At 67.3% G+C, this 25723-nt stretch carries 22 protein-coding genes; 12 read left to right on the forward strand and 10 right to left on the reverse strand.

What is annotated here, in order from left to right:
* Position 1: 1 nt before the first annotated feature.
* A complete protein-coding gene (locus tag ACZYSP_RS27640; RefSeq protein ID WP_093076143.1) occupies positions 2-2386 on the reverse strand; it encodes a bifunctional salicylyl-CoA 5-hydroxylase/oxidoreductase in 2385 nt (794 codons plus the stop codon).
* Between the two features lie 131 nt (positions 2387-2517).
* On the opposite strand from ACZYSP_RS27640, the gene ACZYSP_RS27645 reads away from it, so the two are divergent.
* A complete protein-coding gene (locus ACZYSP_RS27645) occupies positions 2518-3786 on the forward strand; it encodes an SAM-dependent methyltransferase (RefSeq protein ID WP_093059430.1) in 1269 nt (422 codons plus the stop codon).
* A gap of 11 nt (positions 3787-3797) precedes the next feature.
* Positions 3798-4121 (forward strand): DUF1840 domain-containing protein, encoded by a 324-nt coding sequence (locus ACZYSP_RS27650; RefSeq protein ID WP_093059364.1) that lies wholly within the window; start codon positions 3798-3800, stop codon positions 4119-4121.
* Positions 4122-4127: 6 nt separating this feature from the next.
* Here ACZYSP_RS27650 and ACZYSP_RS27655 read toward each other — a convergent pair whose 3' ends face one another.
* Both ACZYSP_RS27655 and ACZYSP_RS27660 read right to left on the reverse strand, forming a co-directional pair.
* Positions 4128-5153, reverse strand: coding sequence for a Bug family tripartite tricarboxylate transporter substrate binding protein (locus ACZYSP_RS27655; protein ID WP_093076142.1), 1026 nt, complete (start codon positions 5151-5153; stop codon positions 4128-4130).
* 78 nt (positions 5154-5231) lie between these two features.
* On the reverse strand, positions 5232-6158 hold the full coding sequence (locus ACZYSP_RS27660; RefSeq protein WP_093059360.1) for a LysR family transcriptional regulator: 927 nt from the start codon (positions 6156-6158) through the stop codon (positions 5232-5234).
* A 134-nt stretch (positions 6159-6292) separates the two neighbouring features.
* On the opposite strand from ACZYSP_RS27660, the gene ACZYSP_RS27665 reads away from it, so the two are divergent.
* The 4 genes from ACZYSP_RS27665 to ACZYSP_RS27680 all read left to right on the forward strand — a co-directional run bounded on the left by ACZYSP_RS27665 (position 6293) and on the right by ACZYSP_RS27680 (position 9675).
* Positions 6293-7057 carry an SDR family oxidoreductase gene (locus ACZYSP_RS27665; protein ID WP_093076140.1) on the forward strand — a complete coding sequence of 255 codons (765 nt, stop codon included), beginning with the start codon at positions 6293-6295 and terminating at the stop codon, positions 7055-7057.
* Between the two features lie 442 nt (positions 7058-7499).
* Positions 7500-8132, forward strand: a complete 633-nt coding sequence (locus ACZYSP_RS27670; RefSeq protein WP_093076139.1) for a response regulator — start codon at positions 7500-7502, stop codon at positions 8130-8132.
* A gap of 258 nt (positions 8133-8390) precedes the next feature.
* Complete coding sequence (locus ACZYSP_RS27675) at positions 8391-8954, forward strand: CHAP domain-containing protein (RefSeq protein WP_256216724.1); 564 nt, start codon at positions 8391-8393, stop codon at positions 8952-8954.
* Positions 8955-8991: 37 nt separating this feature from the next.
* Positions 8992-9675 carry an alpha/beta hydrolase family protein gene (locus ACZYSP_RS27680; RefSeq protein ID WP_354336724.1) on the forward strand — a complete coding sequence of 228 codons (684 nt, stop codon included), beginning with the start codon at positions 8992-8994 and terminating at the stop codon, positions 9673-9675.
* A 40-nt stretch (positions 9676-9715) separates the two neighbouring features.
* Here ACZYSP_RS27680 and ACZYSP_RS27685 read toward each other — a convergent pair whose 3' ends face one another.
* Positions 9716-9991 (reverse strand): hypothetical protein, encoded by a 276-nt coding sequence (locus ACZYSP_RS27685; RefSeq protein ID WP_093059356.1) that lies wholly within the window; start codon positions 9989-9991, stop codon positions 9716-9718.
* 264 nt (positions 9992-10255) lie between these two features.
* On the opposite strand from ACZYSP_RS27685, the gene xylF reads away from it, so the two are divergent.
* The 4 genes from xylF to ACZYSP_RS27705 all read left to right on the forward strand — a co-directional run bounded on the left by xylF (position 10256) and on the right by ACZYSP_RS27705 (position 14549).
* Positions 10256-11278 (forward strand): D-xylose ABC transporter substrate-binding protein, encoded by a 1023-nt coding sequence (gene xylF, locus ACZYSP_RS27690; protein WP_093059354.1) that lies wholly within the window; start codon positions 10256-10258, stop codon positions 11276-11278.
* A 119-nt stretch (positions 11279-11397) separates the two neighbouring features.
* Complete coding sequence (locus ACZYSP_RS27695) at positions 11398-12588, forward strand: sugar ABC transporter permease (RefSeq protein ID WP_093076134.1); 1191 nt, start codon at positions 11398-11400, stop codon at positions 12586-12588.
* Between the two features lies 1 nt (position 12589).
* Positions 12590-13387 (forward strand): ATP-binding cassette domain-containing protein, encoded by a 798-nt coding sequence (locus tag ACZYSP_RS27700; protein ID WP_093059350.1) that lies wholly within the window; start codon positions 12590-12592, stop codon positions 13385-13387.
* 7 nt (positions 13388-13394) lie between these two features.
* Positions 13395-14549 carry an ROK family transcriptional regulator gene (locus ACZYSP_RS27705; protein ID WP_093076133.1) on the forward strand — a complete coding sequence of 385 codons (1155 nt, stop codon included), beginning with the start codon at positions 13395-13397 and terminating at the stop codon, positions 14547-14549.
* On the opposite strand, the gene ACZYSP_RS27710 is transcribed toward ACZYSP_RS27705, so the two are convergent.
* The gene (locus tag ACZYSP_RS27710; protein ID WP_093076131.1) at positions 14550-15782 is read right to left on the reverse strand and encodes a helix-turn-helix domain-containing protein; all 1233 of its coding nucleotides are present in this window, start codon (positions 15780-15782) and stop codon (positions 14550-14552) included.
* Positions 15783-15925: 143 nt separating this feature from the next.
* Between ACZYSP_RS27710 and ACZYSP_RS27715 the strand changes: the two genes are divergently transcribed.
* Positions 15926-18040 (forward strand): PQQ-dependent dehydrogenase, methanol/ethanol family, encoded by a 2115-nt coding sequence (locus ACZYSP_RS27715; protein WP_093076130.1) that lies wholly within the window; start codon positions 15926-15928, stop codon positions 18038-18040.
* A gap of 21 nt (positions 18041-18061) precedes the next feature.
* Here the strand turns inward: ACZYSP_RS27715 and ACZYSP_RS27720 are convergent, their stop codons facing one another.
* The 3 genes from ACZYSP_RS27720 to ACZYSP_RS27730 form a co-directional block, all read right to left on the reverse strand.
* Positions 18062-20488, reverse strand: coding sequence for a hypothetical protein (locus ACZYSP_RS27720; RefSeq protein WP_143062573.1), 2427 nt, complete (start codon positions 20486-20488; stop codon positions 18062-18064).
* Positions 20485-21222 (reverse strand): hypothetical protein, encoded by a 738-nt coding sequence (locus ACZYSP_RS27725; RefSeq protein ID WP_093076127.1) that lies wholly within the window; start codon positions 21220-21222, stop codon positions 20485-20487. Before ACZYSP_RS27725 ends, ACZYSP_RS27720 begins: the two co-directional genes overlap by 4 nt.
* 119 nt (positions 21223-21341) lie before the next feature.
* Positions 21342-22316, reverse strand: a complete 975-nt coding sequence (locus ACZYSP_RS27730) for a tripartite tricarboxylate transporter substrate-binding protein (protein ID WP_093076125.1) — start codon at positions 22314-22316, stop codon at positions 21342-21344.
* A gap of 160 nt (positions 22317-22476) precedes the next feature.
* Between ACZYSP_RS27730 and ACZYSP_RS27735 the strand changes: the two genes are divergently transcribed.
* Positions 22477-23490: a hypothetical protein gene (locus ACZYSP_RS27735; protein ID WP_489017781.1), complete on the forward strand. Its 1014-nt coding sequence runs from the start codon at positions 22477-22479 to the stop codon at positions 23488-23490.
* A gap of 4 nt (positions 23491-23494) precedes the next feature.
* Here ACZYSP_RS27735 and ACZYSP_RS27740 read toward each other — a convergent pair whose 3' ends face one another.
* Together ACZYSP_RS27740 and ACZYSP_RS27745 are read right to left on the reverse strand one after the other, a co-directional pair.
* The gene (locus tag ACZYSP_RS27740; RefSeq protein ID WP_093076122.1) at positions 23495-24745 is read right to left on the reverse strand and encodes a phenylacetate--CoA ligase family protein; all 1251 of its coding nucleotides are present in this window, start codon (positions 24743-24745) and stop codon (positions 23495-23497) included.
* Between the two features lie 140 nt (positions 24746-24885).
* A complete protein-coding gene (locus ACZYSP_RS27745; protein ID WP_093059335.1) occupies positions 24886-25698 on the reverse strand; it encodes an ABC transporter ATP-binding protein in 813 nt (270 codons plus the stop codon).
* Positions 25699-25723 lie beyond the last annotated feature (25 nt).

Below are 25723 nucleotides of genomic sequence, written 5' to 3' on the forward strand. Positions count from 1 at the left end.
GTCAGTGCGTCTCCTCGCCGCTCTGGGCGGCCATCGCGGCATTCGCTGCCGCTGCGAGCTGTTGCTGCTTGGCGATCTCGCGGTACATCTGGTCGCGTCCGCTCAGGTATTGCTTGGGCCAGTCGACGTCGCGGCTCTGCAGCTTGGCGGCTTCGTGCAGCGTCCACGCCGGGTCGGCCAGGTGCGGACGCGCGACGGCGCACAGGTCGGCGCGGCCGGCGGCGATGATGCTGTTGGCCTGGTCGGCGTCGGTGATGGCGCCGACCGCGATGGTCGAGATGCCGACCTCGTTGCGGATGCGGTCCGAGAACGGCGTCTGGTACATGCGGCCGTACACCGGCTTCGCGTCGCGCGTGGTCTGGCCGGAAGACACGTCGATGAAGTCGGCGCTGGCTTCCTTGAAGAGGCGCGCGATCACGATTGCATCGGCATCGGTGTTGCCGCCGGGCGCCCAGTCGTGCGCGGAGATGCGCACGCTCATGGGCTTGTCTGCTGGCCACACGGCGCGCATGGCGCGGAACACTTCGAGCGGATAGCGGCAGCGCGCTTCGATGTCGCCGCCGTACTCGTCGGTGCGCAGGTTGGTGAGCGGGCTGATGAAGGCCGACAACAGGTAGCCGTGCGCGCAGTGCAGTTCGAGCCAGTCGAAGCCGCATTCGACGGCGCGACGAGTGGAGGCGACGAACTGGTCGCGCAGCGTGTCCATCTCGGCCCGCGTGATGGCGGCGGGCAGCTGGTTCTGTTCGCCGTAGGGCAGCGCGCTCGCAGCCAGCAGCGGCCAGTTGCCGCTTTCAAGCGGTTCGTCGGTGCCTTCCCAGCCCACGCGGGTGGAGCCCTTGGGGCCGCTGTGGCCGAGCTGCATGGCGATCTTTGCGCTCGACTGCGTGTGCACGAAATCGACGATGCGCTTGAACGCTGCCTGCTGCGTGTCGTTGTACAGGCCCGTGCAGGCCGGCGTGATACGGCCTTCGGGCGTCGGGCTCGTCATTTCGACGAACACCATGGCGGCGCCGCCGAGAGCACGTGCGCCCAGGTGCACGAGCAGAAAGTCTTGCGGCACGCCATCGACCGCGCTGTAGGTGGCCATCGGCGACACCAGGATGCGGTTCTTCAGCGTGAGCCCGCGCACCTTGTAGGGCATGAGCATCGGCGCCATCGCCTTGCCGCCCGCAAGCCATTGCTCGTAGCCGCCGAGCCATTGCGTGTCGCGCACGCGCAGGTTCTCGTGGCTGATGCGCTGCGAGCGCGTGAGCAGCGAATAGGCGAACTGCTCGATCTCCATGCCGGTGTAGCGCGGCACGTTCTCGAACCACTCGGTGGAGTTGCGCGCGGCGTTCTGGATCTTCAGTACCTCGACGCTGCGGCGCGCTTCGTAGCCTTCGAGCACATGGTCGACCGTGCCGCCCTGCGCGAATTCGTTGGCCAGGTCGATCGCGTCTTCCAGCGCGAGCTTGGTGCCAGAGCCGATGGAGAAGTGCGCCGTATGCGCGGCGTCGCCCATCAGCACCACGGGCACCGAGCGGCCTTCGACGTCGATGCGGTGCGTCCAGCGCTCGCACACCACGCGCGGAAAGCGGATCCAGTTGGCCGAGCCGCGCAGGTGCGTGGCATTGCTGATGAGCGAGTGGCCACCGAGGTACTTGGCGAACAGTTTCTCGCAAAAGGCGATGGCCTCGGGCTGCTCCATCCGGTCGAGGCCATGGGCCTTCCAAACGGCCTCGGGCGTCTCGACGATGAAGGTCGATGTCTTGTCGTCGAACTGGTAGGCATGCGCCTGGAACCAGCCGTGCTCGGTCTGTTCGAAGGCGAAGGTGAAGGCGTCGAAGGTCTGGTGCGTGCCCAGCCAGACGAAGCGGCAGTTGCGCAGATCGACGTCGGGCTTGAACACGTCGGCGTAGCGCTGGCGGATGCGGCTGTTGAGGCCGTCGCTGGCAATGACCAAGTCGGCCTTGTACTGCGCGGCAATGGCCTGGTCGTCGGTGGCGTCGGTCTCGAACACCAGATCGACGCCAAGCGCGAGGCAGCGCTCCTGCAGGATGTTCAGCAGCCGCTTGCGGCCGATGCCGCAGAAACCGTGGCCTCCCGAGCGCACGTGGCGGCCCTTGAAGAACACCTGGATGTCGTCCCAGTGATGGAACTCGTTGCCGATGAGCGCCGCGGTGTCGGCGTCGGCCGCGCGCAGGTTGCCCAGCGTCTGGTCGCTCAGCACCACGCCCCAGCCGAAGGTGTCGAAGGGGCGGTTGCGCTCCACCACGGTGATCTGCAGCGCAGGGTTGCGCGCCTTCATCAACAGGGCGAAGTAGAGACCCGCCGGCCCCCCGCCAATGCACAGGATGCGCTGGAGGTCCGAAGCCGGAGCGGATTTGAGCGGGCTGATGCTGTTCATGGTTCAATAGTTTAGACATAAACAATTTCATGTCAATCCCGATTCGCACCGGGCGCCCGGCGTGCCGCTCGCGGCCCCCGCTGACACGGGTAGTCATGCAAAAACTTGGAAAAATCAATACCATGGGCCCCATGCAAAACTTGATACCCAAGATCGAGTCGCAGCTGGCTTCGCTGCCTGTCCCCATCGCGCTGGAGCTGCCAGATGGCCGGCGCGTTGCCCAGGCGGGAGCCCGCGTCACCCTGGCCTTCAAGGAGTGGACGGTGCTCGCCAAGCTGGCGGCCCGACAGGTGGGAGCCATCGGCGAGGCGTATGTCGAGGGCAAGGTGCAGATCGAGGGCGCCATGCGCGACCTGATCGACGCCACCGTCGGCATGCTGCCCGGCAACCCCGCCGAAACCGACACCGGCTGGTGGAGCCGCCTGCAGCACCGGGCCAAGTCCCACGGTTCGCATTCGCTGCGCAAGGACGCGGCCCAGATCGAGTTCCACTACGACGTCTCCGACGACTTCTACGCGCTGTGGCTGGACCCGCGCCGCGTGTATTCATGCGCTTACTTCCGCACGCCCGACCTCACGCTGGCGCAGGCGCAGGAAGCCAAGCTCGACCACATCTGCCGCAAGCTCATGCTGCAGCCGGGCGAGCGCTACCTCGACATCGGCTCAGGCTGGGGCGCGCTGCTGCTGTGGGCGGCCGAGCACTACGGGGTGGACGCCACCGGCATCACGCTGTCGAAGAACCAGCATGCCTACGTGCAGCGGCTCATCGAGCAGAAGGGCCTGCAGGGCCGCGTGCGCGTCGAACTGCGCGACTACCGCGAGCTGTCGGTCGACCAGCCCTTCGACAAGATCTCGTCGGTCGGCATGTTCGAGCACGTGGGTGCGGCCAACATGCCGACCTACTTCCGCAAGATCCATTCGCTGCTGAAGCCGGGCGGCCTGGTGATGAACCACGGCATCACTTCGGGCGAGCTCAACTACCGCCAGCTGGGCGCCGGCATGGGCGACTTCATCGAGAAATACATCTTCCCCGGCGGCGAGTTGCTGCACGTGACGCACGTGCTGCGCGAGACGGCCGCGGCCGGCCTGGAGATGGTCGACACCGAGAGCCTGCGCCCGCACTATGCGCGCACGCTCTGGGCCTGGTCGGATGCACTCGAGGCGCAGCTCGACACCGCGCGCGAGGTGCTGCAGCGCAACGGCGGCCGCCAGGCCGAGAACGCCGAGCGCGTGCTGCGGGCCTATCGCCTCTACCTCGCGGGCTCGGCCATGAGCTTCGAGCAGGGCTGGATCTCGCTGCACCAGATGCTGTCCACCAGGCCCGACGGCAAGGTCGAGCACGGCGTTTTGCGCGGCGCGCAATCGGTGTACCCTTTTGCCCGTGACTACATCTACAAGTGAGTGAAAACACCATGCTCTATCGATTCCAGTCCCGAGCCTCCCCCGACTTCGTGATGCTCGAAGTGCATGCGCGCCAGTTGCTGGACATCGTCGGCAAGTCGGCGGCCCCGCAGGGCATCATCACGGTCGAGCAGATCCCCGGCGCCATCGCGGCCATCGAAGCCGCGCTGGCGCGCGAGGGCTCCAACGCCCACAACAACGACGACTACGCCGTCGAAGGCCACGCCAACGAGGCCGAGAAGCAGCATGTCGGGCTGCACCAGCGTGCAATCCCGCTGCTTCACATGCTCAAGGATTCGCTGGCCGAGAAGAAAGACGTGACCTGGAAGACCTGAGCTCCGTCAGTCGACTTTCGCGCCTGAGTCTTTGACGACCTTCGCCCACTTCACGTGCTCGCTCGCAATGAGCTTCGTGAAGTCGGCGGGTGAATTTCCGCTCGGAATCGCGCCCTGCGCGAGCATCTTTTCCTTGATGGCCGGCGTGCCCAGCGACTTGGCCACTTCCTGCTGAATCCGGTTCACGATTTCGGGCGAGGTGCCGGCCGGTGCCAGCAGCCCGAACCACGAACTCGCCTCGAAGCCCTTGAGCGACGGGCCTCCCACTTCTTCCACGGTCGGAATGTCCGGCAGGGCAGGCGAACGCTGCGCGCTCGTCACGGCCAGGGCGGTGAGCTTGCCTGCCTTGATCTGCGCCATCGACGAGGGCAGGTTGTCGAACATCACGTCGGCGTTGCCGCCCACCATGTCCAGCAGCGCCGGGCCCGAGCCCTTGTACGGGATGTGCGCCATGAAGGTGCCCGTCATGCTCTTGAACAGCTCCCCCGCCAGGTGGATCGACGTGCCACTGCCACTGGAGGCCATGTTCAGCTTGCCCGGGTTGGCCTTGGCGTACTTGATGAAGTCCTGCACGTTGCGGATGTTCAGCGTCTTGGCCTTGTCGGCGTTCATCTCCATCACGTTCGGCACGGCGGCCACCAGCGTGATGGGCGCGAAGTCCTTGATCGGGTCGAAGGGCAGCTTGGGGTACAGCGCGCGGTTGATGCCGTGCGTGCCCACCGTGCCCATCAGCAGCGTGTAGCCGTCGTTCGGCGCGCGCGCCACGATCTCGGCGCCCACGTTGCCGCCCGCGCCCGCACGGTTGTCCACGATGAACTGCTGGCCGAAGGCCTTCGACAGTTCGGGCGCCACGGCGCGCGCCAGGATGTCGGTGGTGCCGCCAGCCGCAAAGGGCACGACGATGCGCACCGGCTTGGTCGGCCAGGTGCCTTGGGCCCACGAAGGGGCGGCCATCAGGGTCAGGGCGGTGGCTACGGATGCGGCCAGCGCGGTGCGGCGACTGGGCTTGAAGAGAGGGAAAGAAGAAGTCATGCGCGCGTTTGTACAGGTGCGCGCCACGGGCGTCGCGGGTGAAAACCCCGTGAGCCGGTGGGTCGACGCACGGTCGGCTCAGGCGACCTGCATGCGCTGCGCAAACCGCTCGTTGCGAAAACGCTCCAGCACGAAGTCGATGAACACGCGCGTCTTCGGCGGCAGCAGCTTCTTGCTCGGGTAGTAGAGCCACACGGCGCCCGCGTCCTGGTGCCATTCGGGCAGCAGCCGCAGCAGTTCGCCGCTGCGCAGCCCGCGCTCCACGAAGGGCATCGGCAGCATCGCCACACCCAGCCCCATCAGCGCGGCATGCGCGATGGCTTCGGGGTCGTTGAAGATCGCGCGCGGCCGGGGCAGATCGACCGTGACCTCCTCTCCGCGTGCCTGCCGCAGCGTCCAGCTGCGCAGCCGCCCCGTGGGCGAGGAGCGGCGCAGCAGGGTGTCGAGTTCCACCAGATCCGAGGGGTGTCGCGGCCGCTTGCGCCCCTCCATGTAGCGCGGCGACGCCACCGCCACCACGTGGATGCGCGCCAGCTCCCGCGCCACCAGCCCGGCCGACAGCTCGATGCCGCCGCCGATGGCAGCGTCGAAGCCCTCGCCGACCAGGTCGACCTGCTGGTTGTCGAAATGCCAGTCCGGCAGGATGGCCGGGTAGCGCGCGAGAAAGTCGCCCATCAGCGGCAGCACGTGCTCGCGCCCGAAGGCCTGGCCCATGCTCACCTTCAGCGTGCCGGCGGGCTGACCGTCGTCGGTGTCGATGCCGGCCACGGCCTCCTGCAGCGTGGCCAGCGCGGGGCCGATCTGCGCCAGGAAGCGCTCGCCGCCCTCGGTCAGCGTGAGGCTGCGCGTGCTGCGCTGGAACAGCCGCACGCCCAGCCGCGCCTCGAGCCGCGCCACATTCTTGCTGACCGCGGCCGGCGTCAGCCCCAGGCGCCGGGCGGCGGCCGAGAAGCTGCCGCCCTCCGCGCTCTGCACGAAGGATTCGAGGTGATTGAGCGGTTCCATGGCCGCATTTTCATTCTCATCTTCAACTTTAGGTTGAATTTGATTGCGCCAATTGATGGCTACCGCCGAGGGAATGAAATGCCGACACTGAAGGTCTTCTTTCTCCCGTCCTCCTTCAACTGATCGGAAAAATCATGACTTCCAGCACTGCTTCTTCTTCCCCCGTCCTGGCCGGCAAGGTCGCCTTCGTCACCGGCGGTTCGCGCGGCATCGGCGCCGCCATCGTGCGCCGCCTGGCACGCGACGGCGCCGCCGTGGCCTTCAGCTACGCCAGCTCGGCCGCCCCGGCCGACGAACTGGTGCGCAGCATCCAGTCCGAAGGCGGCCGCGCCCTCGCGCTGAAGATCGACAGCGCCGACGCTGCCGCGCTCACCGCCGGCATCGACGAAGCGGCCCGCGCCTTCGGCAAGATCGACATCCTCGTGAACAACGCCGGAGTGTTCCTCGGTGGCACCCTCGACGACTTCTCGCTCGAAGATTTCGACAAGACGCTGAACGTCAACGTGCGCGCCGTGTTCGTCGCGGCCAAGGCGGCCTCACGCCACATGGGCGAAGGCGGCCGCATCATCAACATCGGCAGCACCAACGCCGAGCGCATGCCCTGGCCGGGCGGCAGCGCCTATGCGATGAGCAAGTCGGCGCTGGTCGGCATGGTCCAGGGCCTGTCGCGCGACCTCGGCCCGCGCGGCATCACGGTCAACAACGTGCAGCCCGGCCCGGTCAACACCGACATGAACCCGGTCGACGGCCCCAACGCTGCCGCCATGCACGGCCTGATGGCACTGGCCCGCCATGCCCATCCGGAAGAAATCGCCGGCATGGTCGGCTACCTGGCCAGCCCCGAAGCCGCGTTCGTGACCGGTGCCAGCCTGAACATCGACGGCGGCTTCGCGGCCTGACTGTTGCTCGCCAGGCCGGTCCCTTCTTCTCTACTTATTTTTCTTATTAGAGATAGTAGTAGTAGATAAGGGTAAACCCCCGCTGTGGAAACTGTGCTTTTTTCCATGGCTGACAACGACTTGCGCTGCCTGCTTCGCTGTGCGCACCTCTGCTTTCGGGGCTGCCTAGAAAAAGGAACAACTTAAGGGCGATCGGGCCGGCGGTGGACAACCGGTCCCTTGTGCCAAAACTTTCCCCAGAGTTTTCCCGAACGTGTCGCGGCGAACAGTCGCACGACCGATAGCGGCCTCGATTCCTACGCCACTGAAAGACGCCTCGGCAATCGGTTGCAGGACGAGCGCCCGACCTGTGCCGCGGGCCTTCGATCCGCGAACGCGTGTGGCATCGTCCTGTCCTCCTTCCGCTTGCTCGCGGCCATCCACCTGCCAGGAGGCACATACCATGATCAAGATCGGCATCGTCGACGACCACGCCGTCGTTCGCACAGGCCTGAAGGCGTTCTTCTCTACATTCGTCGACTTCCGCGTTGCCGGCGAAGCAGGCACCGGTCGCGAAGCCATCGATCTCGTGCGTACCGCCGACCTCGATGTGCTGGTGATGGACCTGTCCATGCCCGGCCAGAGCGGCATCGATGCGCTCGCCATGGTGCGCGCCAAGGCGCCGGACCTTGGCGTGCTGATTCTCAGCGGCTACCCGGAAGAGCACTACGCGGTGCACCTGATCCGCCAGGGCGCCTCGGGCTATCTCAACAAGGAATGCGAGCCCGATGAAATCGCCAAGGCGATACGCACGGTCGCGCTGGGCCGCCGCTACATCTCGCCGTCGGTGGCCGAACTGCTCGCGGGCCAGCTGGAGCGCAAGGACAACGCGCCGCCGCACAAGCATCTGTCGGAGCGCGAGTTCCAGGTGTTCCTGAAGCTTGCCAAGGGCGAATCGGTGGGCGCCATCGGAGAGGCGCTGTCGCTGTCGGTGAAGACCGTCAGCACCTATCGCACGCGGCTGATGGAGAAGATGAACCTCTCCACCAACAGCGACCTGACCTACTACGCCATCAAGACGCAGCTCATCGACTGAGCACGCGGCGCGTGACCTCCGGCATGCGCGGATCCGACGGAGCTCGCCTATCCTCGGGGCTTTCATCCGACCCGACCCGCGTCCCATGCGCTTCCGATCCATAGCCCCGACACCCGCCGCGAACATCGCGCAAACCGCCATCGACGTATCGCCAGACCGGCCGGCGGCAGGGGGCTGCGGATGCTGAGCCCCGCGGCCCGGCGCCGGACCGTCATTGCGCTCCTGGTCGCCGGGGCGTTCGTCGCGACTGGAGTGTCCGTGTACGGGGCTGCGACCTATCTCAATCTCAATCCGTCGCGGGAAGTGGGCTCGGTGGTCGACGAGTTCAACGGCGTGAAGGTCTACTACAACGGCGGCGTCAACAACTCCGAGGGACGCAACCTGTTCCGCGATGGCTACAACCTGGGCATCAAGTACCAGTGCGTGGAGTTCGTCAAGCGCTATTACTTCGAGCGTTTCGCCCACCGGATGCCGGACCCCTATGGCCACGCCAGAGATTTCTACGACCCGGCCACACCGCACGGCGCCCTGAATGGCAAGCGCGGGCTGCGCCAGTACCGGAACGCGCAGTCCGAGCCGCCGAAGGTGAATGACCTGATCGTGTTCGCGCCCACGCTCTTCAACCCCTACGGGCACGTCGCCATCGTGGCCGGCGTGACGGACCGCGAGATCGAGATCGTGCAGCAGAACCCCGGGCCGTTCTCGCACAGCCGGGCCCGCTTCGCGATGGATGCCGCCGAAGGCCGCTGGACGGTGGCGGGCGGCGTGCTCGGCTGGCTGCGCCCGGACGGCGGTGGCAGCGCTGCCGGCAAGCCTGCATAGTTTTGCCACCCCTCGACCTTCTTCGAAGACCGGCCAGATGACCACAGTGCAGCAGCAAATCGGCATTTCAGTGGCGGCGGATGTCGCCGTTTCCGCGCTGGCAATGTCGCCGCCTTCGGCCGATGCCTGCCTGGTCCTGGCCCATGGTGCCGGCGCGGGCATGGCACATCCGTTCATGAACGCGGTGGCCGAGGGGCTCGCGCAGCGGCGCATCGCCACGCTGCGCTACCAGTTTCCCTACATGGAACAGGGCAGGAAGCGCACGGACGCGCCGGCCCTGGCGCATGCCACGGTCCGCGCGGCGGTGGCATGCGCGTGCGCGCACTTCGGGGGGCTTCGCCTCTTCGCCGGCGGCAAGTCCTTCGGCGGCCGCATGACCTCGCAGGCCCAGGCGCTGGCGCCGCTGCCGGACGTCGAAGGGCTGGTCTTCCTTGGCTTTCCGCTGCACCCGTCGGGCGCGCCGTCGATCACGCGCGCCGCGCATCTGCAGGACGTCGACGTGCCCATGCTCTTTGCACACGGCCCGCGCGATACGCTGGCCGAGCCGCGGCAGTTCGACGCAGCAATCCAGGCGCTCGGGCCGATGGCCACCGTGCTGGAGATCGACGGTGCCGACCACTCGTTCCACGTGCTCCGGCGCTCCGGGCGCACCGACGAGGAGGCGCTCGACGAACTGCTCGACGGCATCGCCGTGTGGGCGCAAGCGTGGCGCCTCGGCTGAGCCGGGCCGCCGATGCTTCAGCCGGCCATGGCCGTGCGCTTCACGAAAAGGCCGGGACCTCCCGGCCTTTTTCACGCGCGCCTTCGCCCGGATAGCGCACGCATTGCAGCGCCTCGAAACCCTTCTGCGTGACCGCCAACACTTGCACCACGCGCAGGCCCGGCATCTTCGCGATGTCCGCGGCCGAGGGCACCAGCGCGAGCACCAGTCCGGCTGCACGCAGTTTCAGGACTTCATCGATGTCCTTGCGCGAGGACATCACCATGGGTAGCCGCGTGGCGGCAATCTGCCTGAGCATGAGCATGTCTGTGAGCATTTCTTGTCTCCTTGTTCATCGGCGACAAAGGCCGGGAGAGCGTTCGGAATAAGGCCTCCCGCCAGGCGGGAGGGATGCGAAAGATACCGGGCCGCACACGCCCGCAACGTAGGACCGCATCCCGCGACAAGGGTCGCAATGCGCTCCGGGAATTCCCGGATGCCCAGAGCCCCGCCGCGATGGGATAGTTAGTTCGCCCTTCAAACTAACTAATTTCTTACACGGCTGATCCCTGCGGGGCGCACCAACATTGGAGAGACATCGATGCAACTGAAACACACCCTGGCCGCCATGGCCTTCGGTCTTACGGCCGTGGGCGCGATGGCGCAGACCGTGGTCGGCGTGAGCTGGTCGAACTTCCAGGAAGAACGCTGGAAGACCGACGAGGCTGCCATCAAGGCCCAACTGGAGAAGCTCGGCGCCAAGTACATCAGTGCCGATGCGGGCGGCTCGCCCGAGAAGCAGCTCGGTGACATCGAGGGCCTGATGTCCAAGGGCGCCAAGGCGCTCATCGTGCTGGCGATGGACAAGGACGCCATCCTGCCCGCCGTCACCAAGGCCACGCGCCAGAAGGTGCCCGTGGTGGCGTACGACCGGTTGATCGAGGCGCCCGGCGTCTTCTACATCACCTTCGACAACGTCGAGGTCGGCCGCATGGAGGCGCGCGAAGTCTTCAAGGTCAAGCCCAAGGGCAACTACGTGATCATCAAGGGCTCGCCGAGCGATCCGAACGCCGACTTCCTGCGCGCAGGCCAGCAGGAAGTGCTCGACGCCGCCGTCAAGAAGGGCGACATCAAGATCGTCGGCGACGAATACACCGAAGGCTGGAAGCCCGAGGTCGCGCAGAAGAACATGGAGCAGATCCTCACCAAGAACGGCAACAAGGTCGACGCGGTGGTCGCGGCCAACGACGGCACGGCCGGCGGCGCGGTGGCTGCGCTCACGGCCAAGGGCATCCGCGGCATTCCGGTGTCGGGCCAGGACGCCGACTTCGCAGCGCTCAACCGCATCGCGCTGGGCACGCAGACCGCCACCATCTGGAAGGACTCGCGCGAACTCGGCCGCGAAGCCGCCACCGCCGCCGTGGCGCTGGCCGCCGGCAAGCCGGTAGACAAGGCCGCGCCCTGGGCCGGCGGCGCCAAGAAGATCTCGCTGTCCTCGCGCCTGCTGACGCCGGTGCCGATCACGCGCGACAACCTCGACGTGGTCGTCAAGGCCGGCTGGATCAAGAAGGACGAGCTTTGCAAGGGCGCCTCGGGTGCGAGCGCGCCCGCCGCCTGCAAGTAAGCCGTAGCAACGGACGCGCCGGTCGCGCGTCCATCCGCGCAACGCTGCCGCCTCGGGCTGGCCCATCACGGGCCCGGCCAGGGCAGGTTGCGCACCTGTAGTCCCTGGGGGTTTCAAGAATGAGCAATCCAACACCGGGCTGGTGGCGCCGCACGGGCATCGACCTGCGGCTGATATTGATGTGCGTGCTGCTGGCCGTGATGGCCGTGGTGTTCAGCGTCATGTCGGGCGGCGTGTTTCTGTCGCCCGAAAATCTCTACAACGTCGCGCAGCAGACGGCCGTGGTCGGCATCGTGTCGACCGTGATGGTGCTGGTCATCGTGGCGCGCCACATCGACCTGTCGGTCGGCTCGGTGATGGGCTTCGTCGGCGTGCTGATCGCGTACCTGCAATACACCTCGGGCTGGTCGTGGCCCACGGCCTGCCTCGCGGGGCTCGCGGTGGCGCTGCTGGTGTCCATCTACCAGGGCTGGCTCACGGCGGTGCTCGGCGTGCCGTCGTTCGTGGTCACGCTGGGCGGTCTCATGTCGTTTCGCGGCGCGGCCTTCCTGGTGGCCGACGGCAAGACGCAGCCGGTGAACGACGAATTCTTCCAGCGCCTGGGCGGCGGCTACGACGGCGGCATCGGCGTCACCGCGAGCTGGGTGCTCGCTGCCATCGTGGCGCTGGTGCTGTTCGGGCGCATGCTGCAAAAGCGCCGTGCGCGCCAGCGCTACGACATGCCGACCGAGGCGCTGTGGCTCGACGTGCTGATCACCGCGGTGCCGGTGGCGGTGGTGATCGCCTTCGCATGGGTCATGAACAACTACCAGATCTCATCGAAGAGCGAGCCGCAGGGCATTCCGATTCCGGTGCTGATCTGGGCGGTGGTGGCGATCGTGCTGTCGTTCATCGTGCACCGCACGCGCTTCGGGCGCTATGTGTTCGCGATGGGCGGCAACCCCGACGCGGCAGCGCTGGTGGGTATTCCGGTCAAGCGCGTCACGCTGATGCTGTTCGCGCTGCTGGCGGTGCTGGTCACCATTGCGGCCATCGTGTCGATCGCGCGGCTCAATGCGGGCACCAACTCGCTGGGCACGGGCATGGAGCTGTACGTGATCGCGGCGGCCGTCATCGGCGGCACGGCGCTCGCGGGCGGCAGCGGCTCGATCTTCGGGTCGGTCCTGGGCGCGCTCATCATGCAGTCGCTCGACAGCGGCATGCTGCTGCTCGACGTGCCCATCGGCAAGCGCATGGTCATCATCGGGCAGGTGCTGATCGTGGCCGTGGTGTTCGACGTGCTGTATCGCCGCAAGTTTGGGGAGAACTGAAATGGCAGACATCGACACCTCCAGACCCCTGGTGGAACTGCGCGAAATCCGCAAGGCCTTCGGCGGCGTCAAGGCCGTGGACGGCGTGAGCGTCAATCTCTACCCCGGCGAAGTGGTCGCGCTGCTGGGCCACAACGGCGCGGGCAAGTCCACGCTGATGAAGATGCTCGCGGGCGCCTACCCCATCGACTCCGGCGACACGCTGATCGCGGGCGAGAAGGTCAACATCCGCACGCCCGCCGAAGCGCAGGGCCAGGGCATCGAGACCATCTACCAGACCCTCGCGCTGGCCGACAACCTCGACTCGGTGTCGAACCTCTTTCTCGGCCGAGAGAAGATGACCCCGTGGCGCACGCTCGACGATCACTTCATGGAAGTGCAGGCGCGCAAGGTGTTCCACCGCCTCAACAAGAACTTCACCAACATCCGCGTGCCGGTGCGCAGGCTCTCGGGCGGGCAACGGCAGGTGGTGGCGATCTCGCGTGCGCTGTACTTCAACGCGCGCATCCTCATCATGGACGAGCCCTGCGCGGCGCTCGGCCCCGAAGAAACCGCGATGGTCGGCGGCCTCGTGAAGCAGCTCAAGGCCGATGGCGTGGGCATCTTCCTCATCACGCACGACATGCCCGACGTGTTTTCGTTGAGCGATCGCCTCGCGGTGATGAAGAACGGCAAGCTGGTCGGTACCTACCGTACCGCCGACGTGACCGAAGACGAAGTGCTCGGGATGATCATTGCCGGCAAGCGGCCCGAGGGCAAGGAGCAGGCCCATCACGCCGACACCGCCGCGCTCGCCTGATGTTGTCGTGAAGACGATAGGCGACCAGCAACTGCTCAAGCGCATGAACCGCAGCGTGCTGCTGCGGCTGCTGCGCGCGCAGCCCGGCCTGTCACGCGCGCGGCTGGCCAGCGAGAGCGGCCTCACCAAGTCGACCGTGAGCCTGCTGGTGCGCGAGCTGATCGACGAAGGCTGGCTCAGCGAGGCCGGCGCCACCGTGGCCGACGGGCTCGGCCGGCCTTCGACGCCACTGCAGATCAATGTCGGCGTGCGCGCGCTGATGGGCGTGGAGATTGCGGTAGAGACTGTGCGCCTCGTGTGCGTCTCGCTGCAGGGTGAGGTGCTTCACTCGAACACCCACGCACTCACCGACGGCTCGCCGGCCGGCGTGTGCGCGCAGGTCGCGCGCATGGCGGCCGCCGCGAATGCGCAGCTGGAGCAATTGGGCCTGCGCCTGTCGAGCATCGGCGTGTGCGTGCCCGGCGCGGTGGACGACTGCACCGGCGTGGTCCGCTTCGCGCCCAACCTCGGCTGGCGCAACGTGAGCCTGCTGCCCGCGCTCGAAGAAGCCTTTGCCGCCATTGGCCTGCCTGGCGTGACCGTGCAACTGCAGAACGACGCCGATGCCGCTGCGCTTGGCGAATACGAGTTCGCGGCGGGCGAGGGCGAAGACCCGCTGGTCTTCGTCAACTGCGACGTGGGCGTGGGCGCTGGCGTGGTGCTGAACGACCGGCTCTTCACCGGCGCGCAGGGCATGGCCGGCGAGATAGGCCACACCATCCTTGAACTCGACGGGCCTCTGTGCTCGTGCGGCCGACGCGGTTGCGCCGAGGCCTTCTTCGGCTCGCGCGTGCTGGAGCGCAAGGGGGTCGACCTGCCGCGCGCCGCCGCCTTCTTCGGCGTGCTGCTGCAGAACCTGTGGGTCACGTTCAACCCGCGCGCGATCGTGCTCGGCGGCAAGGCGTGCGCCGAGCATCGCGGCTTTGCGCAAGCGGCGTTCGAAAGCATGAAGCGCCACGCCGACGATGCCGGCATGCCCGCGCCCGACCTGCGCACCGCGCGCTACGGCGCGCTGGCCCCTGCGGTGGGCGCAGCTGCATTGGCGCTGCACGAATACCTGCGGCCGTTGCAGCCCGATGCGAAGGCGCGTCGCGCGCGTGCGCTGGCCCGCGCCGCGGCCTGATCAGTCCGCGGCGTCTTCTTTCCAGCCGCGCAGCCGGCGATAGAGCGTGCCGCGCGACACGCGCAACTGCCGCGCCGCCTGCGACACATTGCCGCCGTGCGCCACTAGCGTTTCCTCGATCAGCTTGCGGCTGTGCTCGCGCAGCGTTGTCTCGGCATGGGGCTCGGGCTCGCAGGCTTCGGCAGCAGGCATCTGCGCATCCTGTTCGATGGCCAGCGGCGTGGCTTCGCCGGGCATCGCCACCGCATGCCGGAAGTCCACGCCATCCGCGCCCTTCAGCCGCGCCTGCACCCACACGCCTAGCCCGCTCGCCAGCCGCAGCGGCTGCGCCGCCTCACGCCGCCCAAGGCGCAGCAGGCTCGCAAGGTCATGCCCCAGCAGGCATTCGACATCGCGCTCGTCCGCCGCTTCGGGCAACCGCCCCAGGAGCCGCGCGCCCGCGTTGTTGAGCCACGCGATCGTGCCGTCGGGCGCGATGCCGGCCAGCGCCTCGAGCGGCGTGCCCAGCAGCGTGGGGCTGGCCTGGAAGCGCAGGATCAGGTGGTCGCGCGACTGCGCCTGCAGCAGCCGGTTCTCGATGGTCGTGGCATAGAGCGCCACCATCGATGCCGCATCGAAGCCGAAGCGCCGCGCCTCCGCCGTGAGGTCGAGCACGCCGGCCAGTTGCCCCGTCACGTCGCGTATCGGTGCTGCCGCGCACTGCATCTGGCACAGCACGTCGAAGTAGTGCTCCGCGCCGTTGACCGTGCAGGCCTGGCCGGTGCTCGCCACGATGCCCGGTGCCGTGGTGCCGACGATGCGCTCGGAGATGTTCACGCCCACGCGCGCGGTCTTGCACAGCACCGGCTGGTGCGCCATGGCGGGCTGCTGCGTGACGTGCACCAGCACGCCCTCGCTGTCGGTGAGGATCACGCGGCAGTCGGTGCCCGCGAGCGCGTGCTCCATCTGCACCAGCTCCTGCCGTGCCACCTCGAGCAGTTCGCGGTTGCGCGCGAGCGTGGCGTGCAGCCGGCTCGGCGTGACCGCGTCGAAGGGCACGATGCGCTGGCGGTCGGTGTGCGTGCGGCTGCAGCGCATCCACGACTGGATCACCGCCTCGCCGACGAGGCCCGAGGGGCGCACGCCTTCCTCGAAGAACTGCTGCCGCGCGAGCGCCACGCGCTGCGCGGGCGTGCTGGCAAAGAGTTGGCGCGGCGCATCCGCCGTGCCGATTCTTCTTCCGTCGAGGGCCATGGTGTTCGCTGCCTCCCGCAAGGGACCGAGTCCGGGACCAACGCTGAATGTGTTCCGCAATGGAACAGCGCCGGACTGGGGAAATCCCGAAGATGAATGCGAAGCCCGCACAGACCATCCTTGAGCCACAAAGGAGACCTGCGATGAAAAAAACACACTCCGGGCTGCTCGTGCTCGCCGGCGCTTTGCTGTGCCTGGGCGCAAACACGGCGGCCACGGCCCAGAGCGCACAGGACCGCGCGGCAGCCGCCACCAAACGCGTGGACGGCAGCTTCATCCGCGCCAACGCGGCGCAGAAGAAAACACCCGACTGGCCCAGCGTCGGCCTCGACTATTCGGAGTCGCGCTTCAGCCAGCTCGACCAGGTGAACGCCGGCAACGTCAAGCAGCTGGGGCTGGTCTGGTCGTACAACCTCGAGTCGACGCGCGGCGTGGAGGCCACGCCGCTGGTGGTGGACGGCATCATGTACGTCACCGCCTCGTGGAGCGTGGTGCATGCCATCGACACCCGCACCGGGCAGAAACTGTGGACCTTCGATCCGCAGGTCGATAAGTCCAAAGGCTTCAAGGGCTGCTGCGACGTGGTGAACCGAGGCGTTGCGATCTACGAAGGCAAGGTCTACGTGGCGGCCTACGACGGCCGCCTGATCGCGCTCGACGCAGCCACCGGACAGAAGGTCTGGGAGAAGAACACCATCGAGGGCCAGAAGGGCAGCTACACCATCACTGGTGCGCCGCGCGTGTTCAAGGGCAAGGTCATCATCGGCAACGGTGGCGCCGAGTACGGCGTGCGCGGCTTCGTCACCGCGTACGACGCGAAGACCGGCGACCAGAAGTGGCGCTGGTTCGTGGTGCCGGGCGACCCGGGCAAGCCCTTCGAAGACGAATCGATGGCGCGCGCTGCCAAGACCTGGGACCCGAGCGGCAAGTACTGGGAAGCCGGCGGCGGCGGCACCGCATGGGACAGCTTTGCCTTCGACCCCGAACTCAACCTGATGTACGTGGGCACCGGCAACGGCTCGCCATGGGCCGCCAAGGCGCGCAGCCCCAAGGGCGGCGACAACCTCTACCTGGGCTCGGTGGTGGCGCTCAACCCCGACACCGGCAAGTACGTGTGGCACTACCAGGAGACGCCCGGCGATAACTGGGACTACACCTCCACGCAGTCGATGATCCTGGCCAACGTGAAGATCGACGGCAAGGCCCGCAAGGTGCTGCTGCATGCGCCGAAGAACGGCTTCTTCTTCGTCATCGACCGCACCAGCGGCAAGTTCATCTCGGCGAAGAACTTCGTCGAAGTGAACTGGGCCACCGGCTACGACAAGAACGGCCGGCCCATCGAGATTGCCGCCGCGCGCCAGAACGAGAAGCCCGGCGACAGCATCCCCGGCCCCTTCGGCGCGCACAACTGGCACCCGATGTCGTTCAACCCGCAGACCGGCTTTGCCTACCTGCCAGCGCAGCACGTGCCGATCAACCTGATGGACGACAAGGACTGGAAGTTCGACCAGAACGCGCCCGGCCGTCCGCATGCCGCGCTGGGCTGGAACACCGGCAAGTTCGCCAACGTCGAGCCGCCCACCAGCAAGCCCTTCGGCCGCCTCGTGGCGTGGGACCCCGTCGCGCAGAAGGAAGCGTGGGGCGTCGACTACGCATCGCCATGGAACGGCGGCACCCTCACCACCGCCGGCAACCTCGTGTTCCAGGGCACGGCCGATGGCCGCCTGCTGGCCTACAACGCGAAGACCGGCGAGAAGCTGTGGGAAACGCCCACCGGCACCGGTGTGGTGGCCGCGCCCTCGACCTACATGGTCGACGGCAAGCAATACGTGTCGGTCGCGGTGGGCTGGGGCGGCGTGTACGGCCTGGCGCAGCGCGCCACCGAGCGGCAGGGCCCGGGCACGGTCTACACCTTCGCGGTGGGCGGCACGGCCAAGATGCCCGACTTCGTGCAGTACCGCATGGACAAGCTGGTGCAGGGCGTGAAGTACGACCCCGCCAAGGTCCAGGCCGGCACCATGCTCTACGTGAGCAACTGCGTGTTCTGCCACGGCGTGCCCGGCGTGGACCGCGGCGGCAACATCCCCAACCTCGGCTACATGGACCCGGCCTACATCACGAACCTGGACAAGTTCATCCTCAAGGGCCCGGCCATGGCGCGCGGCATGCCCGACTTCACGGGCAAGCTCTCGGGGGACGACATCGAGAGCATCAAGGCCTTCATCCAGGGGACGGCGGACGCCATACGCCCGAAGTAGGGAGGGCCGCTCTCTCCTTGGCTACCGGCCGCCGTACCAGTACTGGGTGCTGGCGGCCCAGGTCGAATCCGGGTATTTCGCGTGCAGGGTCTGAAGGCCCTTGCGCGACCAGTCGCCCACCGCCTTGTCCGGGCAGGCGTAGCGCGCCATCTTCACCGCGACCGATAGCGCCTGCGGCACCAGCGGATCAGCGCGGTTGCGCTGCATCAGCGCCAAGCTTTCCTGGGTGAAGTAGATCGAGTCCTGCGGAATGGCGCGCAACTTTGCGACCAGCGCGGCCTGTTGCGCGCGCTCTTCTTGCGGCAGGAACTCGGGCATCTCGAAATCGGCAGCCGTGGCGGCCTGCGGGCCGGTGGTCATCACGCCGAGCGGGCGGCACCACTTGCTGTAGCTGCCGGTGGCCATGCTGCGGTCGTACGCCGGTTCGAGCCAGGGCTTGAGCGGCGTGGGCCGGATGCCGTCTGCCACGGGCCAGTGCGGCGGCAACAGCACCTCGGTGGTGCTTGCCATGCGCTCCAGCAGCAGGTGACGCCAGGCGGCGGTGTCAGTGACCGACAGCGCCATCGAGCGGCGGATGCCGGCGATCATGTCCGGCCCCTTGGCGGTAGCCCCCTGCGACGGTGACGCGATACGCATCTGCGCAGCGCGGCGAGCGCTGGCGTAGTCCTCGGCCAGCACGGCGCGGGTCCATGCGGTCTCCAGCAGGGAGTCGCGCAGCGCGGGCGAGAGCGCCGGGTCGGCCGCGAGCCGCAGCCACATTGCGAGCGGCGCGCGCGTGTTCAGGAAGCGCGTCGCGTCGTCGTCGAAGGTGCTGGCCAGCGGCACCGCATTGGGTTTGGCTTCCATCGCCTCGGGGTCGCGGCGAGCAACCACCAGGCGGATCGCCAGGCGGCGCCATTCCTCTTCCGACGAGGCCGTGGGCAGCAGCAGCGCCTTCACGAGGTTCTGGCCCGAGAGGCTGTGTGCGATCAAGGGCGAATCGGCTGCATCGGCGATCAGTTCGCGTGTCTCCTTGAAGCGGCCCTGGGCAAACAGGCGCTGGGCGCGCAACTGGGTGGCGGCGAAGCGTGCGGGGTGGTCTTCGGGCACGGCCGCCAATGCGGCCTGCAGTTCGGCCTCGCGCTTGTCGTCGGTGGCGGTGCTCACGGGCACCAGGCTTGCCGCGGCCATCAGCCAGGCGAGGTCGTGCGTGCGCTGGTAGTTGCTCCAGCTGAACTTCTCGCGCCACTTGTCCTGGGCGGTGATGCCGCTCGCCGGACCGTTGAAGCCGCGCACCGTGTTGAGCCACTGCACGAGATCCGACTTCTGATCCGGGCCGGCGTACGAACAACCGGCCATCATGCAGTAGCGGAACTCGTGGTTCAGCAACAGCAGCCTGGCGGCGGCGACATCGGGTGCGCCCATGGTCTTCAGGCTGTCGGCCAGGCGCTGCAGGCGCGTGCCGGGCGTGAGGTAGCGGATGCGCAGTGCCTCGGCCAGCCGGTGCACCGACGGATGCAGCGCCTGGAGGCGTGGGTTCTTCAGCAGCGGCAGCGCGATGGCATCGACCGCTTTGGTAAGTTCGGCCTGCTGCTTCAGCGCCTCGGGGCTTTCCTTGCCGGCGTCGTCCCGTTCCGAGAAAGACGGCTCGCCGCCCGGGTTCTGCCGCGCCAGCACGCGCAGCCGCATGTAGGCCGCGAGGTCGCGCCAGGGGCTGGCCTTGTCGGCCGCGATCTCGGTGAACGCGGTGTCGGCCTCGTCGAGATCGTCGGCGTAGAAGCGCTGTGCGGCCAGCTGGTAGGCATGGTCGGCCTGCAGCCAGGCGGGGGCGCGGGGTGGCAGTTCGGGGATGGTGCCGGGCTCCTTGTTGCAGGTGTCGAACACCGCGTCTTGCGCCTGCAGCCAATGCCGCACGTAGGGGGTGGCCGCCTTGTCGCCGGCGGCACGCGTCATGCGCTGGGCCAGCGTCTTCGTGGCATTGCGGAAAGCGTCGCCGTAGAAGCAGTTGGGGCTCGCCTGCAGGCTGTTGGCGTTCCATTTCGGCTGCTGCTGCGAAGGCGCCAGCAGGGCAGGCCTGTCGCGGGGCGACTGGGGATCGAGCTTCGCATTGGCGTCGTCGCGCGCTTTTCGCCATTCGATCCAGGCGTCGTCCGTTTCGGCCATGCCGTTGTCCTCTCGCGGCAGCTTCTCCAGCAGATCGGAGAAGGCCCGCACGGCGTCGGAAGAGAACGGCTGGCCGTGCAGGCGCCAGTACCAGAGCACCTGGTAGGGCACGAGGTAGTCGGTGTAGTAGCCCGCGGGCCGCTCGACGAACTCGCGCACCGGCTGGTCGGGCCGGGTGGTGGCGAAGAACAGGTCCTCGGGGTCGCCGCCGCCGCTGGCATGAGCCGCGAGAGTGCTGCCGAGCAGCGCAGCCATTGCGAGCAGCCTGGCGCCGGCGCGCATCGCGTTTGCTGTTGAAAGAATCATTTATGCGAATCCCTGTTGCCGAGTTGTTCGAAGTCTTCGTTCTTCCATGCGCCCGCGTGGAACACGTAGCGCCGCTTCACGCTGCCGAGCACGGGCCATGCCTCGCCGAGCATCAGCCCCGCCGCGTCGCGGCAGGCCGGCACCGTGGCCGCGCCCGTCGCGTCGAGCCGCTGGCGGATGCGCGCGGATTCCGCCCCCATGCGGAAGTACATCGGCACGATCTCGTCGAGCAGGCCGGGAGGCAGCCACGCGTCGCTCATGCACCATGAGGCGAGCGCCGTGGCCGAGAGCCGCACGCCGCCGGCGCGCACCGGCTGCAGCCGCCGCAGCAGTGCGACATACGCCTCGCGCTGGCTGCGGCGCGCCTCGAAGTCGAGCTGCACCCAGCCCGATCGGTTGCCGTGCTTCGCGGCATGTTCGATGGCGGCGGCAATGGCCTCCTGCTGCGCGTCGTTGACGGGCGAGGGCGCGAGGTTGTCGAGTGAAACATGGACCACCGGCACCACGGTGGTGGCGCGCGGCGCGATGCGCAGCGGCCACTGACGCCAGCTCGTGCGGCTGCGCTCGCCGCTCAGCTGCACCGTGGCATGCAGGTAGGCCACGCCCGTGCCTTCTGGCAGCGCGGAAAAAAGCTGGGGCCGGTCCCAGACCCACAGCAGCGTCTGCGGCTGGGCCATGCCGTCATGCGCCAGCAGGGCCAGGAAGACCGGAAAGGCCGCGCTGCGAAAACGCATGGGAGAGGGCGAAAGGGGCGGGAGGGTGGAAGAAAAATTCCGGCCAGCATAACGAAAAAAGCCGCCTGGCCCGGGGGGCGCAGGCGGCCTTGCGGCTGCTTGTGGCTGCGGTGAATCGATCAGTCGGCGTACACGCCGGCAGCCTTGATGATCGGACCCCACTTCGCGATTTCAGCCGAGACGAACTTCTTGTGCTCCGCCGGCTCGACGCGCTTGTCGGTCGTGATCACGGCGCCCAGCGCTTCTTCGCGCTTGATGAAACCCGGGTCCTTCATCGCGGCCTTGATGGCCTCGTTGAGCTTCTTCAGCACCGGCGCGGGCGTGCCCTTGGGCGCGTACATGCCGTGCCAGATCGTCACTTCGAAACCCTTCAGGCCCGACTCGTCCAGCGTCGGCAGGTCTTTCAGCGCGGGGGTGGTCAGGCGCTTGGCGGTGGTCACGGCATAGGCCTTGACCTTCTTGGCCTCGATCTGCGACGTGGTGTTGGTCGTCTGGTCGCACAGCAGGTCGATCTGGCCGCCCAGCAGGTCGGCGATGGCCGGGGCCGTGCCCTTGTACGGCACGGGCGTCATCTCGACCTTGATCGCGCTCTGGAACAGCAGGCCGCACAGGTGCGACGCAGCGCCCAGGCCGGCGTTGCCCAGGTTGATCTTGCCCTTGTTGGCCGCGATCCAGGTCGTCAGCTCCTTGTAGTTGTTGGCGGGCAGGCCGGGCTTGCCGATCAGCGTCATCGGCACTTCGTTGACCATGCCCAGGTATTCGAAGTCGGTCTCGACGTTGAAGGGCAGCTTGCGATACAGCGCCGGCATCGTCGACATGCCGATGTGGTTCAGCAGCAGCGTGTAGCCGTCGGGGTTGGCGCGCGCCACCTTGGCGGTGCCGATGGAACTGCCCGCGCCCGCGGTGTTGTCCACCACGATCGTGGTGCCGAGCGTCTTCTGCATGGCCTCCGCCAGGTCACGCGCGACACGGTCGGTCGGGCCGCCGGCTGCGAAAGGCACCACCAGCGTAACGGTCTTGCCCGCGGGAAAGTCCTGGGCGTGAGCACCGGCGGCTGCGGCGGCAATCGCCGCGAGGGCGAACAGTTTCTTCATGTCGTCTCCGGGAGGGGGTAATAAAAACGCCGCGATCTTAAAGGCTGACTGCTGCCTGACCTATAGCGAATAGCCCTTAGGTTCGCGTCGTCATCCGATACCCTTGCTTCTTCCGCGCATGCCACCGCATGCGCCATGTAAAGCGAGAAAAAGCATTCCCATGACGACGACCCCTTCCCCCGCAAGCGCGCAGCGCCTGCCGCGCGATCTTGCGCTCGTCACCGTGGCCATCGATGCCGCGATGGTGCTGGTCAACATGGCCATCCAGCTCTGGCCCGATTCGCCCCACGGCGAGCAGCTGCGCAGCACCTATGCCCTGCCGGGCGTGTGGATACCGATGGTGTTCAGCATCGGCATGGCCTGGGTGCTGGCGGCGGCACTGGCCTGGAGCCATGGGCGCAACGCGCTCGAAAAGCGCGGCGTTGGCAGCGTGGCCCGGCTGCCGCACCCTCGCATCCGCTACGCCGCGGTGTACATCGCGGTGCTGGTGCTCAACTTCTACTTACTGAGCCCGCTCTTCTACGAAGTGCAACTGCTCTTCATGCCGGGCGGCCGCCTGCATGATCTCTTCGGCTCGACGTCCATGAGCGCGGCGATGGCGCCGTTCACGGTGCTGCAGTCCGTCGCGCAGTTGATCTTGCTCGTGCTCGGCGTGTGGGTCTCGGCCTGGTTCGCGTTGAGGGCGGCCAGTGCAGCGCCTTCCGATGCGCAGCAGCAGGACGGCGATGAAGCCATCGGTGCATCGCCACGCCGTGCCGTGGCACTGGTGGGCGCCGCGGTGTTCGCATCGCTGCAGATGTGGAGCGGCGTGGTCGTGAGCCGCTGGACATCCGTCGCGCGCGGCATGGATGGGCTCGAACTGCTGATCGCCTGGATGCTGCCGCCATTGGTGGCCTTCGCGCTCGCGTTCTGGGGCGGCTGGCTGGGCGCCAATGCCGGGCTCGCGCGGGTGCGGCCTTTCAGGGCCGTGGCGGCCGCGGTGCTGGCCTTCGTGCTGGTGCAGGTCAGCTGCATCGCCATCGCATTGGCCTGGGTGATGCTGGCGACCTGGTCGCACAGCTTCGACAACGCGGGCGGACTCATCGGCTTCGCCCTGGCGCTCGTGCTGGTCTATTCGGTGCTCGTGGTGGTGTTGATGCGTGCCGCCACGCGCTGGCTGTACCGCCGTTACTGACTGGCTACTTGTAGCTGCGCGCGTCCTCGATCACCTTGCCGTCGTTGGGCAGACCGCCCGCACCCACGACGACGACCTCGCCACGCAGCTTGGTCACTTCGCGGATCACCGCGCTCACGCGGGCCTCGAGCCCTTCGGGCACCGCCCCCGCGCATTCGAGCTGCAGCGTCATCTTGTCGTCGCCCATCTCGCCGGACACGATGAGCCGCGCGCGCTGCACTTCGGGAAAGCGCCGCGCGATCTCGGCCACCTGCGAGGGATGCACGAACATGCCGCGCACCTTGGTGGTCTGGTCGGCGCGGCCGAGCCAGCCCTTGATGCGCTTGTTGGTGCGGCCGGTGGGGCAGGTGCCCGCGAGCACGGCAGAGAGGTCGCCGGTGCCGAAGCGCACCAGCGGGTAGTCGGGGTTGAAGGTGGTGACGACGATCTCGCCGACCTCACCATCGGGCACCGGGTCGCCGGTGCCGGGCCGCACGATCTCGACCAGCACGCCTTCGTCGATCACCAGCCCTTCGCGCGCGCTGGTCTCGTAGGCGATCAGGCCCAGGTCGGCAGTGGCATAGCACTGCGTGCCTTTCACGCCGTGCGCGGCAATCCAGTCGTGCAGGCTGGGTGGAAAGGCTTCGCCGGAGACGAGCGCCTTGGTGAGCGAAGGCAGCTTCTGCCCTTTCTCCTCGGCCTTCTCCAGCAATATCTTCAGGAAGCTAGGCGTGCCCGCATAGCCTTCGGGCTTCAGGTCGACCATGGCTTCGAGTTGCTGCTCGGTCTGCCCGGTGCCGCCCGCAAACACGGTGCAGCCCATGGCACGTGCGCCGCTTTCCATGATCGAGCCGGCGGGCGTCATGTGATAGCTGAAGCTGTTGTGAATGAGCTCGCCGCTGCGAAAGCCCGCCGCATGCAATGCCCGAGCGGTGCGCCAGTAGTCGCGCGCTTCGCCCTCAGGCTCGTAGATGGTGCCGGGGCTCGCGAACACGCGCGGCATGCGCGGGCCGCGCACGATGGTCGAGAAGCCGCCGAAGGGGTCGTCGGTGCGGCGTGCCTTCTGCAGGTCGAGCAATTCCGATTTGCGCGTGACCGGTAGTTTCGCCAACGCCTCGCGTGTCGTGATGTCTGCGGGCTTCACGCTGGAGAGGATCTTTGCGAATGCGGGTGCTGCTGTCTGGGCCTGTGTGATCTGTTTTGGCAGCGCGGCCAGCAGGTCGCGTTCGCGTTCGGCCGGGTCGCGGATCTCGAGCTTGTCGTAGTGGTCGGTCATGTCCGTACCCTTTGTCTTTCAGTTCGGTTTTTCGCCACGCTGGCGTTCGTTCGGGGTGCGTGCGAATGGCACCGGGTGCTCCCCTCCGAGAATGTCCCCTGTCGGCGTGATCGCACCCCGAGCAGCGACACATGAATACATCAAGCCAGCCACCTCTTGCGCCGCTTGTAGCTCTTCACATCGCGAAAGCTCTTGCGATCCGCACCGCCAACGCCAAGGTAGAACTCCTTCACGTCCTCGTTCTCGCGCAGGCTCTTGGCCTCGCCATCCATCACGATGCGCCCGTTCTCCAGGATGTAGCCGTAGTCGGCGTAGCGCAGCGCCATGTTGGTGTTCTGCTCGGCCAGCAGGAAGGTCACGCGCTCCTTGGTGTTGAGGTCTTTCACGATCTCGAACACCTCTTCCACGATCTGCGGCGCCAGGCCCATAGAAGGTTCGTCGAGCAGCACCATGCTCGGGTTGGCCATCAGCGCGCGGCCGATGGCGCACATCTGCTGCTCGCCACCCGATGTGTAGGCCGCCTGCGAAGTACGCCGCGTCTTCAGGCGCGGGAAATATGCGTAGACCTTCTCCAGCGTCTGCTGCACCGCCGCCTTGCCATCGGTGCGCGTGTAGGCGCCGGTCATCAGGTTCTCTTCGATGGTCAGGTGGGCGAAACAGTGGCGGCCCTCCATCACCTGGATCAGCCCGCGCTTCACCAACTCGGCGGGCGAAAGCGCCTCGATGCGATCCCCGCGCAGCTCGATGGTGCCTTTGGTGACAGCGCCGCGCTCACCCGCGAGCAGGTTGCTCACCGCGCGCAGCGTGGTCGTCTTGCCCGCGCCGTTGCCGCCGAGCAGCGCCACGATGCCGCCGTCGGGCACCGTGAGCGACACGCCCTTGAGCACGAGGATCACGTGGTTGTAGATGACCTCGATGCCGTTGACATTGAGAAGGATGTTGGGTTCGCTCATGGTGTGGTCCGAAGCATTCGCAAGA

The sequence above is a fragment of the Variovorax sp. F042 genome (genome assembly GCF_057814215.1).

Coding starts and splice junctions, on each gene's coding strand:
- ACZYSP_RS27720 (WP_143062573.1), bottom strand. CDS start 20,488: ATGATTCTTTCAACAGCAAACGCGATGCGCGCCGGCGCCAGGCTGCTC.
- ACZYSP_RS27740 (WP_093076122.1), bottom strand. CDS start 24,745: ATGACCGACCACTACGACAAGCTCGAGATCCGCGACCCGGCCGAACGC.
- ACZYSP_RS27645 (WP_093059430.1), top strand. CDS start 2,518: ATGCAAAACTTGATACCCAAGATCGAGTCGCAGCTGGCTTCGCTGCCT.
- ACZYSP_RS27700 (WP_093059350.1), top strand. CDS start 12,590: ATGGCAGACATCGACACCTCCAGACCCCTGGTGGAACTGCGCGAAATC.
- ACZYSP_RS27685 (WP_093059356.1), bottom strand. CDS start 9,991: ATGCTCACAGACATGCTCATGCTCAGGCAGATTGCCGCCACGCGGCTA.
- ACZYSP_RS27680 (WP_354336724.1), top strand. CDS start 8,992: ATGACCACAGTGCAGCAGCAAATCGGCATTTCAGTGGCGGCGGATGTC.
- ACZYSP_RS27670 (WP_093076139.1), top strand. CDS start 7,500: ATGATCAAGATCGGCATCGTCGACGACCACGCCGTCGTTCGCACAGGC.
- ACZYSP_RS27665 (WP_093076140.1), top strand. CDS start 6,293: ATGACTTCCAGCACTGCTTCTTCTTCCCCCGTCCTGGCCGGCAAGGTC.
- ACZYSP_RS27735 (WP_489017781.1), top strand. CDS start 22,477: ATGACGACGACCCCTTCCCCCGCAAGCGCGCAGCGCCTGCCGCGCGAT.
- ACZYSP_RS27695 (WP_093076134.1), top strand. CDS start 11,398: ATGAGCAATCCAACACCGGGCTGGTGGCGCCGCACGGGCATCGACCTG.
- ACZYSP_RS27640 (WP_093076143.1), bottom strand. CDS start 2,386: ATGAACAGCATCAGCCCGCTCAAATCCGCTCCGGCTTCGGACCTCCAG.
- ACZYSP_RS27655 (WP_093076142.1), bottom strand. CDS start 5,153: ATGACTTCTTCTTTCCCTCTCTTCAAGCCCAGTCGCCGCACCGCGCTG.
- ACZYSP_RS27730 (WP_093076125.1), bottom strand. CDS start 22,316: ATGAAGAAACTGTTCGCCCTCGCGGCGATTGCCGCCGCAGCCGCCGGT.
- ACZYSP_RS27650 (WP_093059364.1), top strand. CDS start 3,798: ATGCTCTATCGATTCCAGTCCCGAGCCTCCCCCGACTTCGTGATGCTC.
- ACZYSP_RS27745 (WP_093059335.1), bottom strand. CDS start 25,698: ATGAGCGAACCCAACATCCTTCTCAATGTCAACGGCATCGAGGTCATC.
- ACZYSP_RS27660 (WP_093059360.1), bottom strand. CDS start 6,158: ATGGAACCGCTCAATCACCTCGAATCCTTCGTGCAGAGCGCGGAGGGC.
- xylF (WP_093059354.1), top strand. CDS start 10,256: ATGCAACTGAAACACACCCTGGCCGCCATGGCCTTCGGTCTTACGGCC.
- ACZYSP_RS27715 (WP_093076130.1), top strand. CDS start 15,926: ATGAAAAAAACACACTCCGGGCTGCTCGTGCTCGCCGGCGCTTTGCTG.
- ACZYSP_RS27710 (WP_093076131.1), bottom strand. CDS start 15,782: ATGGCCCTCGACGGAAGAAGAATCGGCACGGCGGATGCGCCGCGCCAA.
- ACZYSP_RS27725 (WP_093076127.1), bottom strand. CDS start 21,222: ATGCGTTTTCGCAGCGCGGCCTTTCCGGTCTTCCTGGCCCTGCTGGCG.